Annotated in this window: 13 protein-coding genes; 9 read left to right on the forward strand and 4 right to left on the reverse strand. The window is 46.4% G+C overall.

Going from position 1 to position 15,738, the window contains the following annotated elements:
- Positions 1 to 77: 77 nt before the first annotated feature.
- Both EPB59_RS16480 and EPB59_RS16485 read left to right on the forward strand, forming a co-directional pair.
- Positions 78 to 1,565 carry a hypothetical protein gene (locus EPB59_RS16480; RefSeq protein WP_195707190.1) on the forward strand — a complete coding sequence of 496 codons (1,488 nt, stop codon included), beginning with the start codon at positions 78 to 80 and terminating at the stop codon, positions 1,563 to 1,565.
- Positions 1,546 to 3,126, forward strand: a complete 1,581-nt coding sequence (locus tag EPB59_RS16485; protein WP_154173909.1) for a GGDEF domain-containing protein — start codon at positions 1,546 to 1,548, stop codon at positions 3,124 to 3,126. The genes EPB59_RS16480 and EPB59_RS16485 overlap by 20 nt, the downstream gene beginning before the upstream one ends.
- Positions 3,127 to 3,182: 56 nt before the next feature.
- Here EPB59_RS16485 and EPB59_RS16490 read toward each other — a convergent pair whose 3' ends face one another.
- Both EPB59_RS16490 and EPB59_RS16495 read right to left on the reverse strand, forming a co-directional pair.
- On the reverse strand, positions 3,183 to 6,440 hold the full coding sequence (locus EPB59_RS16490) for a S41 family peptidase (RefSeq protein ID WP_154173911.1): 3,258 nt from the start codon (positions 6,438 to 6,440) through the stop codon (positions 3,183 to 3,185).
- Between the two features lie 142 nt (positions 6,441 to 6,582).
- Complete coding sequence (locus tag EPB59_RS16495) at positions 6,583 to 6,870, reverse strand: GNAT family N-acetyltransferase (RefSeq protein ID WP_055029280.1); 288 nt, start codon at positions 6,868 to 6,870, stop codon at positions 6,583 to 6,585.
- Between the two features lie 130 nt (positions 6,871 to 7,000).
- Between EPB59_RS16495 and EPB59_RS16500 the strand changes: the two genes are divergently transcribed.
- Entirely contained in the window at positions 7,001 to 7,759 is a 759-nt protein-coding gene (locus EPB59_RS16500) for a PilZ domain-containing protein (protein WP_055029279.1), read from the forward strand.
- Between the two features lie 116 nt (positions 7,760 to 7,875).
- Here EPB59_RS16500 and gltS read toward each other — a convergent pair whose 3' ends face one another.
- Positions 7,876 to 9,102: a sodium/glutamate symporter gene (gene gltS / locus EPB59_RS16505; protein ID WP_001071813.1), complete on the reverse strand. Its 1,227-nt coding sequence runs from the start codon at positions 9,100 to 9,102 to the stop codon at positions 7,876 to 7,878.
- 609 nt (positions 9,103 to 9,711) lie between these two features.
- Between gltS and EPB59_RS16510 the strand changes: the two genes are divergently transcribed.
- From EPB59_RS16510 to sstT, 5 genes are all read left to right on the forward strand, one after another.
- Positions 9,712 to 10,623 (forward strand): DUF368 domain-containing protein, encoded by a 912-nt coding sequence (locus EPB59_RS16510; protein ID WP_195707127.1) that lies wholly within the window; start codon positions 9,712 to 9,714, stop codon positions 10,621 to 10,623.
- 168 nt (positions 10,624 to 10,791) lie between these two features.
- Positions 10,792 to 11,214 (forward strand): hypothetical protein, encoded by a 423-nt coding sequence (locus EPB59_RS16515; protein ID WP_154173915.1) that lies wholly within the window; start codon positions 10,792 to 10,794, stop codon positions 11,212 to 11,214.
- A complete protein-coding gene (locus EPB59_RS16520) occupies positions 11,211 to 11,801 on the forward strand; it encodes an SCO family protein (protein WP_000042308.1) in 591 nt (196 codons plus the stop codon). The genes EPB59_RS16515 and EPB59_RS16520 overlap by 4 nt, the downstream gene beginning before the upstream one ends.
- A 4-nt stretch (positions 11,802 to 11,805) precedes the next feature.
- On the forward strand, positions 11,806 to 12,258 hold the full coding sequence (locus EPB59_RS16525) for a copper chaperone PCu(A)C (RefSeq protein ID WP_000769875.1): 453 nt from the start codon (positions 11,806 to 11,808) through the stop codon (positions 12,256 to 12,258).
- 333 nt (positions 12,259 to 12,591) lie between these two features.
- A complete protein-coding gene (sstT, locus tag EPB59_RS16530; protein WP_055029276.1) occupies positions 12,592 to 13,851 on the forward strand; it encodes a serine/threonine transporter SstT in 1,260 nt (419 codons plus the stop codon).
- A 43-nt stretch (positions 13,852 to 13,894) separates the two neighbouring features.
- On the opposite strand, the gene EPB59_RS16535 is transcribed toward sstT, so the two are convergent.
- Positions 13,895 to 14,647, reverse strand: coding sequence for a phosphatase PAP2 family protein (locus EPB59_RS16535; RefSeq protein WP_154173917.1), 753 nt, complete (start codon positions 14,645 to 14,647; stop codon positions 13,895 to 13,897).
- A gap of 231 nt (positions 14,648 to 14,878) precedes the next feature.
- On the opposite strand from EPB59_RS16535, the gene EPB59_RS16540 reads away from it, so the two are divergent.
- Positions 14,879 to 15,709: an HDOD domain-containing protein gene (locus EPB59_RS16540; RefSeq protein ID WP_154173919.1), complete on the forward strand. Its 831-nt coding sequence runs from the start codon at positions 14,879 to 14,881 to the stop codon at positions 15,707 to 15,709.
- The last annotated feature ends 29 nt before the right edge of the window (positions 15,710 to 15,738 follow it).

The following is a 15,738-nucleotide window of genomic DNA, read 5'->3' on the forward strand; positions in this document are numbered from 1 at the left end:
ATTCGTGTTTAATGACGCCTTGTCCCTATAATGGACAAGTCATGACGAGCATTAAATCGCCTAAGGACGACTGTATTTTGGATAAAAGCCAATATCTTCTTGAAGTGGAAATCGAACAGCTCAGATCCCGCATTGAATCTGAGCCTGAGAAGGTATTCATCCAAGCAGAGCAGTGCTTAGCGCGGGCTCGGCAAATTCATTTTACCTCAGCCATTATTGAGTCGCTGATCATTATGTCCCGCTGCCTCTGGTGCAAAATGGACTACCGTTCAGGCCTCAAATACATCAAAGAAGCGAATCAGAACCAGAGTAACCTCGATACGGATCACTTCTTGCCTGAAATTCTGCATATTCATGCCTTACATTACTGGGGACAAGCCAAGTATTACACCGCACAGCAGTTTTGGATTAACGCATTAGAACAATCCGCATTGGTGGATGAACCGGAAACCGAAATTGAGTGCTTGATCGGCCTTGGTAATATTTGGCGTATCACGGGAGAGTATAAACTCGCCTGTTCTACGCATGAGCTTGCCGTTAAAGTGGCTAATAATACGCGCATTGGTTGGCTTGAAGGTAAAGCTCGGATTTTATGGGCATGGGATCTCTACCACCTCAATCAATATGTCGATATGTTGACCGTACTTGATGGGGCAGAAGAAGTGCTACAAAGTAACAGCAATGTGACTTGGCAAGCCGAAGTATGGGACTTTCGTGGTTTAGCTTTACTTGGACTAGAGCGGATAGAGGATGCCGAAGAAGCTACCCGCAAAGCCCATGAATTGGCTGTAGCGAATAATCTCACTTGGATGAAAGCCCACTCCTTCATCAGCCGTGCACGCCTTGAGCTACTGCGCAAAAACTTTGCGGTGGCGGCGGAGCTTCTCAGCAACGCAGAAAAGGCAGCCACGTCCTTTGATAATGGTGAGCTCTTATCGCAAATCTGCTACCAACAATCGCGCGTAGCAGAAGAAAATGGTGATGCGCAGGCTGCATTAGTCGCCTTCAAAAAATACCGCCGCTATACCGTTATGATGCTGCGTGAACAAACCATGCGTGTGGGTATGGATAAAGCACGTTCCTCAAAACGCCAACTCGAACAACGTGCACGTAAGTTGATCAATCGTATTCGTGGGCAACACGAATTTGATCCTGAAAAACATCTTTCCAATGTGGTATCTGAGACCTATTGGTGGGAACAGTTGGTACTATTCAAAACTGAGCTGAAAAAATCAAACCACGCTGTCGTGGTGATTCAACACCCGAGCGCCAAATACATTGATGTGTGTACCGAAGTCATCCACTCTCTGTGCGCACCGCAAGATTTACTATCACGGATCAGCAGTGACCGTCTCGGTTTGCTGTTGGCAGAAAAGGGCGAAGCCGCCTTAGAAGTATTCCAAGTTATGGCCAAAATGATTGAGATTTACCCGTGGCACCGTAAAGGATTAGAGGGCCCACTCCCCAAAATCACTCTCCAAGATATTCTGTCTTTCCCGTTTACATTGGAACAGTTGATTGATAGCCAAGCACAGGAAGCATCGTATGGAAACCCTGCTCAGTAAGGTTAAAGAAGCGGGGCTAGACGCGGCCGCTGTCGCTGGAGAAGAGGCGATCATCTTCTGGAACCATGTCAGACAGCATGTGGCGACGACCTCTCAAGAGCGTGCACAAAGTTATATCATCAGTGCTGAGTACCGCCGAGAAATGAAACAATGGCAAACCAGCATTGAAGAGCTGCGAGCCGCACTGTCACTCTTAGAGCTGCCCGCGGATCTGGAGCTACTCCTTTCGGTTAAACACAGCCTAAGCGAGCGCTTGCTTGATCATGGCGATTATGTCGCTGCACTTTCCGAATACGTTGCGATTTCCAATATTGCCGTAGAGCATGGCATGATTGATGACTACGTGTTGGCCATTCTTGGTATGGGCAATTTGTGTGATGCCTATGGCGACCATAACCGTGCATTACGCTACTACCAGAAAATTGACAGCATAGATCATGCGATTTCCAGTCGAGCACTGCGTCTGCGCTACAAGCTGTATATGTTAGCCTGTTACATCAGCCTTGGACGTTATACTGCCGCGAATGACCTGATCAAAGAGTGTGAAGAACTCAGCATTTTGGTGAGTGACAAACAGCTGACGGGGCAAATTATGCTCTATCAAGCTCGGCTTTACCTACAACAAGGCAAAGTGCAGAAAGCGATGATGACGTTAGCTAATGCGCAGTACTCGTCATCCCTCACCCCATCAGACTGGCTCTCAAGCATGCTGCGTATTGAGCTCGCACATTGTTTATCTAAAGCCGGTAAAGCACACCTTGCGACTTTGCTGCTCAGTAACACCGAAAAGCGGTTAAAGAGCATCCATTCCCCCTTTCTTGAGAAGTGCCTCTATGAAGCTTTCAGCGACGTTTGTGAGTTAGAAGGTATGTTCAAAACTGCCCTGCAGTATGAAAAGAAAGTGTTTCGCATTGAAAGTGACTTAATGAAGCGGATCCCAATCAGTGAATTAGGTGCGATCCAGCTACGTCGTCTGTCACGCTTTGAGTTACAACTCAAGCTGATCCTCTCCGAACTAGAGAATAGAGAGCTAAAAGAAACCACAGAAAACCAGAAGAATACCGTATTGCAGTTACAACAAGATGTGTTCACCGATCCATTAACCAAACTGCATAACCGTCGTTGGTTAGATGTGAAGCTCAAAGATTTACTCCTTCACGAAACATCGTTTGCTTTCTTAGTGGTGGATATTGATCACTTTAAATCGATCAATGATGAGCTCAGCCACTTAGTCGGCGACAAAGCGATTGTGAATGTCTCTAGCGAGCTCGCGACTTATTTTAAATTTCGCGGCGCTTCCTGTGTGCGCTTTGGTGGCGAAGAATTTCTGGTGATCTTAGAAAACGTGACCAGTGAAATGGCACAAATGCACGCCGAGAACTATCGTCAGCGCATTTTTGATTTCCCATGGCAAGAGGTGCTGGGTGAACGTGGCTTAACGGTCAGTATCGGTATCACCCTGCACCGCGAGGGTGAAAACACGCAGCGTACCTTTTATCGGGCTGATAAAGCGCTATACCGCGCGAAAGCAAATGGTCGCAACCAAGTGTGTTTGGAGTAAGACGATGGAATGTAAAAGCCGCTCATTTGAGCGGCTTTTCACTTTCAAAACCGCGTTTACTGCAAACCTATTTCGATGAGTAACGCTTCAACTGCAGCGGAGAGCTGGCGATCTTCTCCGGCGATGATCGATTCTGGGTCGTTGTACACCAAAATATCTGGCACGATTTCTTGGTTTTCAAACCAACGCCCTTGATCATCTTTCAGGCCCAACTGTGGCACTCCATAAATTAAACCCGGCTCTTGTTGCTGCTCCCAAATCACAGCAGTTCCCGTACCGGGAACACGTTCACCAACGAGCTTACCGAGCCCCTCTCGTTGATAAAAATAAGGCACAATAGAGCCATCGGAGTAGCTATCCGCATTCGCCAACATAATGCTCGGTTTTGCCCAACGACGCTCAGGGAATGAAGAAACGACATACCCATCTCGCGTCTGTAGTGATGAATGCCGAGTGCCGGAAAGAATTTCCATAATTTGATCATGTAGCCAACCCCCTGCGTTAAAGCGTACATCAACCACCAAACCTAATTTATCTCTTTCTCGGCCAAACATATCGTTCTGCATTCGTTCAAAACTGGCAGCGTCCATAGCGGCCAGATGCACATAACCTAAGCGTCCACCGGAAAGTTTTTCCACTAAAGCGCGTCGCTGTTCAACCCACTGTTGGTAGAGTAATTCGCTTTCTTCTTCTAACCCAATCGGAACTAAGGTGAAGTTTTGGGCTTTCTCCTCTCCAGGCGTCAGCACACTTAGCCGAGTCAACTTACCTTGGGTAAAATTGAGAAAACGGTGTATGTCTTGCTGATCAGAAATCTCTTTACCGTTAACCGAGTAAATAATCGCTCCCGCTTTGATGGGGGATTGATAGGTATCGGCAGGGCTACCCGGTAATACGCTTTTCACTCGGATCCCTTTGCCTCTGTAGCGATCATCATAATAAAGCCCAAGCGAAGCAGGCTCTTCCCAGCTTGGGTTGCTGGCAGCAAAGGAAGCCCCTGTATGTGAAACGTTCAACTCACCAACCATCTCACTCAATAACTCAGCAAAATCGGAGTAAGTTCGAATACTTGGGAGATGTTTACGATACTGTTCACCATAGCCAGCCCAATCCACACCATGCATTTGGGGGTCATAAAATTTGCTTTGTGTTAACCGCCAAGCATGTTCGAACAGGTAAGCCACTTCCGCACGAAAATCAAAATAAGCATTCGCTTCATAACGTACAAACTCTGTCTCTCGGGTCACCACATTGAGATTTTCGATCCCGTGTTCACCAATAATGAGTAGGCTTTCGTCATCCGCCGCCATCGCCAACAACATGGCATCTTCACTAAAACGACTGAACAGCGTCATCATTTCACCACTGCCCAAATCAATCTGCGAAATTTGTACAGAATCGCCGACACGGTGAGCAATGATCAAATGGTGGTTATCTCGGGTTAAGTGTTTAAAAATGATATCCAGTGATGTCGGCGTCATGCGCATGGTGCGTAATTTCAGCCCTTGGCTTTCAACCATAGTCGCAGTGATGGGGACCGATTCACGATCATTGAGCTCATGATCGGCAGCCTGTTCGTCATCAAGCCATTGCTGCTCAGCGGTCTTACCAAAATTAAATTTGGCTTGGCGATTGAGCGCCACACCGTACACATCAAACTGTACAGGCAGGTCATCAATATCACGTAATCCTTTGGCATCCGTTAACCAATAGACCCATTGCCCATCCACACTAAATTGCGGAGCCGACTCAGAAAATCCGCTATTACTCAGGTTGATAGGGGCTTCACTACCATCAAATTTCAATAGCTGCACATCGCTATTAAAAGCCGCACGATCTCGCGTCACGATATATTGGCTGTCAGGAGACCACTGGTAATCAAGATCTGAATCGATATAGGAATACAACGTTTGTGCATCTAACAGGGTATACGTTTTATCTTGCCCAATATCATACACTTTGAGCGTATTGCTATTTTCACGGTAGGCAATTCGCTTTCTATCAGGAGAGTAAAGAGGCTGTGTCAGGTCTTCTGTCGCAGTCAACACGGGTTCCTCCACAATATCGAGCGATGTGGAGAAGCTTTTTCCGCCATCATTCACGTAGCTTTGGTAAATATCCCAACTCCCACCGCGCTCTGAGGCATAAATCAATCGATAACCATCGCTCGAAAATGTAATGTTGCGCTCTGCCTCTGGGGTATCAGTGATCCGCTTGGTTAACCCTGAGAGTAAGGAGACCACATAAACATCTCCCCGTGCGATAATCGCCACCTCAGGAGAGCTGGGTGATACCACCATTTCGGTCGTTTCATGGTTAAAATTCACCGAATGACGACCATCCGGCATTGCGCTACGGCGTATCGATACGGCAACTTTTTGAGGTTGTTTCGCTCCAGCTTGGAGTCGCCAGATCTCACCATCAAAACCGTATACCAAGTCGCCTTGTAAACTGGCACTCAAAAACCTTACAGGGAGCTTCTCATGTGCGGTGATGGCGACGGGCTCGGAACCATCAAATCGCTGTTGCCATACGTTAAAGCTGCCGCCCCGCTCCGAAAGATAGTACATCGATGAACCATCGGCGCCCCAAACTGGGTTACGGTCTTCACCTCGGAAGGAAGTCAGTTGAACATGTTGCCCGGTTTGGGGCGACCATCGCCAGATGTCCCGTGTTGCATCTGATATTGCACCTTTGCGCCACGGCTGTTCATCTGAGGGTTGATTGGTATAGAGAATATCTCTTTGTGTCGGTGAGACTGCGAGATCGCTCACTGCAATCGGCAGAACCATTCGTTCACGCCCGCCCGTCACGGGGATGGAATAAAGCTGAGCGGTGAAACTCCCTTGTTTCACATTCGCATCGGCTTGGTCATCTCCCAATCGGCGTGATGCAAAATAGAGTTGTGTTCCGTCGGCAGAAAAAGCGTAGGGAGTATCTTTAGCCCCATGATAAGTCAAACGACGGCTTTCACCGCCTTGCACTGCAAGAATAAATACATCGCCTTCACCATAACGGTTCGCAGAAAAGGCCAAAGATTGGCTGTCAGGAGACCACACCGGCATCTCACTGTATACGCCACTTTCAGTTAAGGCAGTAGCCTCTCCTCCTTGTGCCGGCACCAACCAGATTTGCCCAGCATAAGTAAACGCAATCTGCTGCCCATTCGGTGAAAGCGCAATATCTCTTAACCACGTGGGATGGGAATAAGACGGTTCTAGCTGCTGATTTGCGCTTGCAATGCCCACCATTGGGGCATTCATAAACAGAGCCAACAGCAACGCAGAACGCAAAGTGAAACGGGGCAAGGGCATCGTTTTTCCTTATCAGTAGATTGGCATACATCATTTTTTAAAATGAAACGTTACCCTAACTCGATAAGAACGTCTAAATCATTTCATCTGATAAAGACGATTGCCCCACCCTCATAACCTATATTGGCGAGAAATGAGCGATTTACACCGCGCGATGACGTAAGTGTTGCCACTCAGGATGGCGTTCAAGGTAGTGCACAACATAACTGCATACCGGTACCACCGTGAACCCTGCACGTTCAATTTCAGGTAATACACTTTCCATCATCACTTTTCCGTACCCTTTGCCTTGTAACTCGTCAGGCACTCTAGTCGAAGTAATATGCAGCACGTTATCTTGTTGCTGATATTTCACTACGGCTTGATAGTCGCCTTCCAGTGTCACTCGATAGCAGTTATTTGCAGCATCATGTTGCACAACGTGGGTCATACTGAATCCTTTTCTGATAGATAGATCAAATTTGTTGGAGACTCTCTGAATTGAATCTACACTTATCTCACCATAGAATTCAATGGACTGAACGACATGTATAAGTCGTATCGCAACACGGAGAGGTTAAATGAATTCACGGCCCGCTGAAAAAATTGATGATAATAATGGGCAACTGCAGACTCAACGAAGCAAGACCGTTTCGACGATAAACAGCACGGATGCGCTGGCGATGGTCGAACACGGCAGTGAACTGACTTTAAGTATTACCACCCCAGTGGGAACAAAATTTGTCTGCCGGACCCCGTTTATTGGGACTCATACCGACAAATTTTTGCTCGTTGAAATGCCCAAAATTTCTGCTGACGATTTGCAATTCTTCTTTCAAGAAGGGTTCTGGATGAACATTCGCGCCATCTCACCAAGAGGAGAAGGCGCACTGATTCATTTCCGTAGTCAATTGATGCACATCTTGCAAGAGCCCGTTCCACTCGCCTTTTTATCGATCCCGAATACGATGCAAGTCTCGCAATTGCGTAAAGAGCCAAGGTTTGAGCTGAATTTGGCAGGTAAGGTCGTGTTTGATGAACACCGTGGTGATTGTGAGCTGCGTGACTTATCCCGTAGTGGCTGTCGTTTCATTACGCCACCTTTAGGCAAAACTTACCAAGTCGGCGACCTTGTGGCTCTTGAGATATTTTCTGACTTACGGGGGACCCAAAGTTTCCCACCTTTGACTGGTAAAATTTGTAACTTACAGCGTTCGCTACATCATGCGCGCTATGGGTTGGAATTTAATGAAGAAGGCAAAACTAACGCTAAAAACTTGCTCGCTCAATTGAAGTTTAATGGCACCAAATTAACACTCAATACAGACAAGAAAGCGTAACCCTTTGAAAGCACCACGGCGAATAGCGATGGTGAGATGACCATAAGAAAACCCCCAGTCGATCTATAACGACTGGGGGTTTTTGTTAATGAAACAGCGCGCGATCAATCAAGAGATTATCCCAAAAAGGAAATGTACCCTTGGAGAATGATCAAATTCACGATATCGATGAAAAAAGCCCCCACAATCGGTACCACCATAAACGCTTGTGGTGAAGGGCCAAAGCGTTTCACCACTGAGCCCATGTTCATCACGGCAGTAGGGGTTGCGCCTAAACCAAAACCGCAATGCCCCGCAGAGATCACAGCGGCATCGTAGTTTGCTCCCATCACTTTGAACGTAACGAAGTAGCAAAAAATCCCTAATACCACGGATTGAATAGCCAAGATCACCAGAAACGGCAGTGCTAAATCAAAAATATTCCACAATTTCAGGCTCATCAGAGCCATGGCCAAAAATAGCGATAAAGAAACCGTCCCCAAAATATCGACCGTTTCAGCATCCACCTTGCGTAACTTAGTCACCTCCAGCAGATTAGTGATAAAGACCCCAATGAATAAGGCATACACAAAATCTGGGATCATCAACCAGCGGATCTCAAATGTCTTAACCCAAGCCTCAAGGTACTTCGCCCCTGTAACGCATATGAGCAAGATAAACAGAATTTCAATCACCTTTTTCGCGGTGACTTTATCTTCTTCATATTCGTTATACGTCACTAACTCAGGAAAACGCGAGTGCGTTTGCGTACCGCGCCCGTATTCAGATTCAATACCGTGTTTATCGATCAGCTTCTGCGCAACAGGGCTACCAATGATACCGCCAATAATTAAACCGAACGTGGCTGATGCCATCGCGATTTCTAAAGTGTTCGTTAAGCCATAGTTTTCCGCAAACGTATTGGCCCATGCGGCACCCGTGCCATGCCCACCAGATAACGTAATCGAGCCTGCGATTAACCCCAATAACGGATCCAAGCCCAGCCCAGCAGCCAGCGAAACCCCCACCCCATTTTGGATGATGATGAACACTGAAGCGACCGCCAAAAATAGAAATACTTTCGCCCCACCTTTCACAAGCTGGGTGTAGTTCGCGGCGAGCCCCACAGTGCTGAAGAACATCAGCATGAAAACGTTTTGCAGTGGCAGTGAAAATTCCATATCGATGCCCTGAAAGTGTAATCCCGTGATCACACAAGCAACCACTAATCCACCGACAATCGGTTCGGGAATATTGAACTTCGTTAGAATGGGCAATTTGGCATTAATAAAATGCCCTAAGAATAGGACGCTGATAGCAATCAGGAAAGACTCTAATGCTCCAATTGAAATGATCTGATTCATAGTACCTCTTTATTTTTCAGGCTCATCTCTCCTTGATAAGCGGGCGTCAAAACCATTTGGCGACGCCAAAACACAACATCACTCCAGTGCGATAGTTATCCTCTAATAAACGGCCAAACGACCATATAAAGCAATGATATTGAACGGACAAATTTCCATTTAATGCTAATTTCTAGCAAAAAATTAGTGAAAATGGCGGGCGATCATACCCAAAAGACAAAAAAATAGCCAATCGCAAGAACCGCGATTGGCTTATATATGGTGTGAACAATTCTATTCACTAACAACGTCAGTTGGCTAGGTGACCCTCGGCTTAACAAGGGTCACATAAACTAATGCACGAACTGTGCCAACTTAATAAACCCTTATTTTTGTGATGCTTTGTCAGAAAATTCTGACTCAAACCCCGATTTGTTGCAATTTGCAATTTGCAATTTGCAATGAAACCGCAATATGAATATGAACCTTATTGTTGAGCATCAGGTAATGTTATCGCTCGCCGAATCTACCGGAGTTGCAACGATGAAACCGATCAACCGCTTAGCGCTTAACTACAAGTGAAAAAAGAACGGGTATACTATCCGCCTAATTCAATTGGCAGGAAAAACAATGAACTACTTGAGCACCTACTTCAAAGGGCTAGCAATGGGCGCCGCCGATGTTGTTCCCGGCGTTTCTGGCGGAACCATCGCCTTCATTACCGGCATTTATGACACTCTGCTTGAAAGCATTCGCCGTATCAACCCTAGCCTAGTGGGTGTGCTAAAAGCACAAGGCTTAGCCGGTGCCTTTCGTCATATCAATGGCTGGTTTTTGATCACGTTATTTGGGGGCATCTTCACCAGTATTGCTACCTTGGCCAAACTCATTTCTTGGCTGCTCGTGGCCCATCCCGTGCCAATCTGGTCATTTTTCTTTGGTCTGATTGTGGTTTCTGTGTGGCATATGCTGCGCCAGGTTGAGCAAAAAACCTTTTCACGCCTACTGTGGCTGATTGCCGGAGCCCTATTTGCTTACGGGATTACCGTGCTAAAGCCGTTACACTTAGAGCCCACTTACCTCAATGTCATGCTCTCCGGAGCGATTGCCATTTGTGCCATGATTCTACCCGGTATTTCTGGCAGCTTTATTTTGCTGCTGATCGGTATGTATGCTCCAGTACTTGGTGCGGTAAAAACACTGCAGATCGATATTCTGCTGCTGTTTTTAAGTGGATGCGTGATGGGCCTGCTCAGTTTCTCACATGTGCTCTCTTGGCTATTACGGCGCCATCGAGACATTACCTTAACTTTCCTGACTGGCCTCATGCTCGGCACATTACCGAAAATCTGGCCTTGGAAAGAAACTCTCTCTTGGCGTGTGAATTCCAGTGGAGAACAAGTTCCTTTGCTGCAACGCAATCTCTCTCCTTTTGAGTTTGAAGCGCTCACATCACAACCGTCGCAATGGGTGTTGGCGATTGTGGTCATGCTTGCCGCGGTTGCACTGGTATTGGGGCTAGAAAAATTCGCAGAGAAGTAATTTTCTACCCCGATAAAACATTCCATCATCCTCAATATCATCACATCAAGGCGATCAGTATCGCCTTGATTTTTATAAGAGCCGCTGCACATTTCTCCCGTTGACAAACCTCGAAATAAGTCGGCTCATGCTAACATCACCTCACTCACTCAATTTGGGATTACTGATGTGAAGAATATACTCAAAGGAATTGCGCTCCTCCTTGCGCTCTGCGCAGGTTTTTTTGCCAATGACCTCCTCACCTGGTTGCAACAACCCCAACGAAACCTCAGTGATTACTGCTTACTTTCGACGAGTGATTGTCAGCAAGCGGGAGTCACTATGCGCCTTGCCCAAGATAACGCTCATCCGCTGATGGCAAATCGACTCACTGTGCGCTGGCCAAATACCAACGCACAAAACCTGATCTTGACCTTAGACGGTCTTGAAATGAACATGGGCAGCGCAAAATTTTCGCTATCTCCCACCGAAGAAGGCACCTACGTCGCAGACATTATTTTGCCTGTCTGTACCGCTGACGCGATGACTTGGATTGGCGAGTTGAGCGATGGTCAACAAACCGTTTACCCAGCAATTAGGATGGAACGATGAGTAAGAATTGGTCACTGATTTTAGTGGTGGCTTTCACCCTCGGGTTTGGTGTGAAAGCGTATCTTGATAGCCAACATAAACTGGCGGCAGAAAGCACTGCTCCGCTAGCATTATTGGGTGAAAACCAACAAGCGGTACAGCTCTTTGATCCAGCAGATCCCAGAATCCGCATCGTCTATTTTGGTTTTACGCGTTGCCCAGACGTTTGTCCAACTTCTTTAGCCATGCTATCGGCGGCCTTAAACCAAGTCGATGACAACGCTAAATCACAATTACGTCCGATGTTTATTTCGCTTGATCCTGAACGCGATGATGCCAAGCTCGCGGCTCAATACGCCCACTATTTTCATCCCATGATCGAAGGTGCATCAGGCTCAATCGAGACCACGCAACAGCTTGCCCAAAAATACGGTGTCATTTTTCGTAAAACGGAATTACCCAATTCAGAGCTGAAATACACCTTAGATCACAGCTCTTATTTCTATTTCTTGCAGCCAGATGGCACCTTGATCAATAAAGTGCCGCATACCCAAGACCCCGCACCGATCGTGGATGCGATACAAAAAGTCATACATTCAAAAGGATAATTTGATGAAACTGAAAACCATGCTTCTTGCTAGCCTACTGCTTAGCACATCAGCCTTAGCTCAATCAGACATCATGGTTCACCAAGCTTATGCGCGTGCGACTCCTCCTGCCGCAGTCAATAGCGCCTTTTTTGGTGAAGTAATGAACCACAGTGATGTGGAGCGCTACATTGTTTCCGCCAGCAGCGAAGTGGCTGCCAAAGTGGAGCTGCATGACGTCATTAAAGAAGGTGATGTGATGAAAATGCGCCAAGTGCCTGAATTTGTTATCCCTGCCAAAGGTACCTTAGTGTTAAAACCAGGCAGTTTCCACATCATGCTGCTTGAATTGAAAAAGCCACTGCAAGAGGGCGAGAACATCGAAGTGGAAATCACGTTTAAAAACGGGGAGAAGCAAATGATTACGGCACCGGTGAAAAAAGTGATGTCCGGTATGGCTGAGCACAGCTCTCACTAGCGTCTTGATGAGTAAGCACTGTACCGCAGGGCTTACTCAACTAACTTCCCCTCACCACTACCCTCTCACCTCTTTCCAAGACTTATCCATCGTTCTGTTTTCCCCTCTTTTTATTACGTTTTTTACTTATCTGTGTCGCATGCACAGTCCTCAAGCTACGCTTTTTCAGCACTTGGCAACAAATTCATCACTTCCTCTCAAAATCCACAACTTATCACGCCGATTATCAATTATCGGTAGACACATTATCTTGTGCGGTTAATATTGGAGACCTTCAGGATTTATGACTGAAGTAACAATAATTCAAATCTTTTATGATTCGCAGGGATAACTATGCAAAACAACTCGTTTTTCGCCCGTTTTGCGCGTGGAAATCTGGTATTACAAATCTTAGCTGGCATCCTGTTAGGTGCTGCCCTAGCTATTTTTTCACCAGAAAACGCCCAAAAAGTGGGATTACTAGGTAATTTATTTGTAGGTGCATTGAAAGCCGTTGCACCAGTGTTGGTGTTTATTCTGGTTGCGTCCTCTATCGCTAACCAAAAGAAAAATCAACACACTTACATGCGTCCGATCGTTGTGCTGTACCTATTCGGCACCTTTTCAGCAGCACTGACCGCCGTTATTCTTAGCTTCCTGTTTCCAACCACACTCGCGCTTGTCAGCGGTGCGGAAGGAGCAACACCACCGCAAGGTATTGCAGAAGTTCTTAACACGCTGCTGTTCAAATTGGTCGATAACCCAGTGAATGCTCTGATGAGCGCTAACTACATCGGCATTTTGGCTTGGGGGGTGGGTTTAGGTTTAGCGCTTCATCATGCCTCTGCAACCACCAAAGCGGTATTTGAAGACCTCAGCCATGGCATCTCACAAATTGTGCGCTTTATTATTCGTCTCGCACCATTTGGTATTTTTGGCCTAGTAGCCGCAACGTTCGCGACCACAGGTTTTGGTGCTCTGGCCGGTTATGCTCAATTACTCGCCGTACTGCTCGGGGCAATGGTCTTTATCGCATTGGTCGTGAACCCGCTGATCGTTTACTACAAAATCCGTCGTAACCCTTTCCCACTGGTTTTACAGTGCTTACGTGAAAGTGGCGTGACCGCATTTTTCACTCGTTCTAGCGCCGCGAATATCCCAGTGAACATGGCGTTGTGTGAAAAACTCAAGCTCGATGAAGATACGTACTCAGTTTCCATCCCTCTGGGGGCCACCATCAACATGGCTGGCGCGGCCATCACCATCACGGTACTGACTCTCGCTGCGGTTCATACTATGGGCATTGAGGTCGATCTGATGACAGCACTGCTTCTGAGCGTAGTTGCCGCTGTATCCGCGTGTGGTGCATCTGGCGTTGCTGGCGGCTCACTGCTGTTGATCCCGCTGGCGTGTGGTCTGTTTGGTATTTCCAACGATGTCGCGATGCAAGTCGTCGCAGTTGGTTTCATCATCGGCGTGATTCAAGACTCAGCAGAAACGGCGTTGAACAGCTCAACCGACGTTCTTTTCACGGCAGCGGTTTGCCAAGCAGCCCAAGAGCAAAAGGCGACAAGTTCAGCAAACCGTTATGATTCAGAAGTCACCATGAAATAATGCTTTCGCATGACGTAAAAAATGGGCGTAATGCCCATTTTTTTTATACCAAATGCATACGCTGCAACCACGGCTGCCAACGGGTGTGTTGTAACGGGTACGTCTGGGGTACCATCAAATACAACACCCCTACCAGTAAAGCCGCGCCCAACAGATCAACTGGATGATGCATTCCAAGCCAAAGGCGGCTATAGGCAACACTGGCAGCCCATGTGATCAGGAAACCTAAGCTTAAGTAATGTCTCTTCTCTGCTAATAGGCTACCAAAGTAAAGTAAGCAGACCATCGCAAACACGGTATGGCCAGAAGGGAAAGAGTAATCGGTTTCACCCTGCCAATGCTGTACTCGCCACGGGCTGACTTTAGATTCCATCGCAATCATCAGGGCTTCTTGTCGGGGCTCTGAAAGTTTATAAAAATGTCCCGCATTCGGGAGAAGTAGAGATTGTGTCATCAACTCGGTGTATGGCCTTGGTTCTTGGGTTACCGCTTTCATCCCAACTTTCATTACCATCGCTAAACCCAGCAATAACACTAACTGAATGGCTTTATTTAACCATTGCTCACGTGGAATTTTGCAGCGCCATCCGACCCACACTAACAAAAACAGTAGCGAGAATAAGAAACCTTCTTTACCTGCCGAATGTGTTAGATAAGTCATGATCTTGCCCACCGTATCATTCACCGGTTGAGTAAAATCCAGTTGCAACGACAAGATGGTCAAAGGAACCAACAGAAAGACAAACATCAACAGTAACATTAAGGCACCTTTGCAACTCATAATCCGCGCTTTCATCATCTACTCCCATCCCAATACAGGATAAGCATTGTAAAAAAACCTTATTCTGCATTGCCAATATCCTGTCAATTTGCTGGCAAAAAATCCTCGCTAATCCTCATTTCCCCCGCATAAAATTCAATAACAAAAAATTAACAATCAGATTCCAGTTTTATCTCATCTGGGAGTTGTACTAGTAAAAAACCATAGCCTATATTTTGATTTAGCCACTCAATAAGGAGAAGGAATATGGTCAAAGATGCTTTGCTTAAACGTTTGAATGAACTCCCCAGACTCTCTAAAGTTCTACAAGAGTTATTAGATTTGGCCAATCAACCGAATGTAGATTTTCATCAGCTCAGTAAAAAAATCACGTTAGATCAGATCCTCACCGCGCGTTTACTACGTATGGCTAATTCGGCTTATTTTGGAGGTAATGGTCATATTGCGACAGTGAATGATGCCATTATTCGCGTGGGTATTGATTCGGTTCGTACCTTGGTTGTGGCTTCAGTCCTCTCAAGTACCTTTCCGAAAATTGAAACGCTCAACCTCAACGACTACTGGACAAATACTTTTGAAACGGCGCTAATCGCCAGCAAAATTGCAGAACAAGTAGGCTTAGACAAAGCAGAAACTTTCACTACAGGCGTACTGCACAATATTGGCGAGCTGATGATTCACACATTAATGCCAAATGAAGCGAAGTTAATCGAACAGAAAATTGCCCAAGGCATCGACCCGATAACCGCTCAAGAAGAGATCTTAGGGATTTCCGCTCCGCGGATTGGAGCGATGTTGGCAAAAGAGTGGAAATTTCCATCAGAAATGGTCGATGCAATAAAGCATTTTGATGAGCCACGTGAGGCAGAAATATCACCTAAATTAGCCGTAGCAATTCACTTTGCTCGTGATATCAATCGATACTGGGATGAACTTACACAGACTAAAGATAAGTCAGTTTATCTCGCCGATCATCCAGACTCTCGCTTGCTCAACATCTCTGCAACTTTCCAAGCCACCATCGATGGGGTTCGTGGTAATGGCAAAGAGATAGCAACACAAATGATGGCAGCCTAAAAAAACATCCCAAGAAACCATGATGTCTT

The sequence above is a fragment of the Vibrio metoecus genome (assembly GCF_009665255.1).
Taxonomy (GTDB): domain Bacteria; phylum Pseudomonadota; class Gammaproteobacteria; order Enterobacterales; family Vibrionaceae; genus Vibrio; species Vibrio metoecus_B.

Excerpts from the sequence above, each read along its gene's own strand:
- EPB59_RS16520 (WP_000042308.1), top strand. The coding sequence starts at position 11,211 with ATGAGTAAGAATTGGTCACTGATTTTAGTGGTGGCTTTCACCCTCGGG.
- EPB59_RS16500 (WP_055029279.1), top strand. The coding sequence starts at position 7,001 with ATGAATTCACGGCCCGCTGAAAAAATTGATGATAATAATGGGCAACTG.
- EPB59_RS16490 (WP_154173911.1), bottom strand. The coding sequence starts at position 6,440 with ATGCCCTTGCCCCGTTTCACTTTGCGTTCTGCGTTGCTGTTGGCTCTG.
- EPB59_RS16510 (WP_195707127.1), top strand. The coding sequence starts at position 9,712 with ATGAACTACTTGAGCACCTACTTCAAAGGGCTAGCAATGGGCGCCGCC.
- EPB59_RS16540 (WP_154173919.1), top strand. The coding sequence starts at position 14,879 with ATGGTCAAAGATGCTTTGCTTAAACGTTTGAATGAACTCCCCAGACTC.
- EPB59_RS16485 (WP_154173909.1), top strand. The coding sequence starts at position 1,546 with ATGGAAACCCTGCTCAGTAAGGTTAAAGAAGCGGGGCTAGACGCGGCC.
- EPB59_RS16495 (WP_055029280.1), bottom strand. The coding sequence starts at position 6,870 with ATGACCCACGTTGTGCAACATGATGCTGCAAATAACTGCTATCGAGTG.
- gltS (WP_001071813.1), bottom strand. The coding sequence starts at position 9,102 with ATGAATCAGATCATTTCAATTGGAGCATTAGAGTCTTTCCTGATTGCT.
- EPB59_RS16525 (WP_000769875.1), top strand. The coding sequence starts at position 11,806 with ATGAAACTGAAAACCATGCTTCTTGCTAGCCTACTGCTTAGCACATCA.
- EPB59_RS16535 (WP_154173917.1), bottom strand. The coding sequence starts at position 14,647 with ATGAAAGCGCGGATTATGAGTTGCAAAGGTGCCTTAATGTTACTGTTG.
- sstT (WP_055029276.1), top strand. The coding sequence starts at position 12,592 with ATGCAAAACAACTCGTTTTTCGCCCGTTTTGCGCGTGGAAATCTGGTA.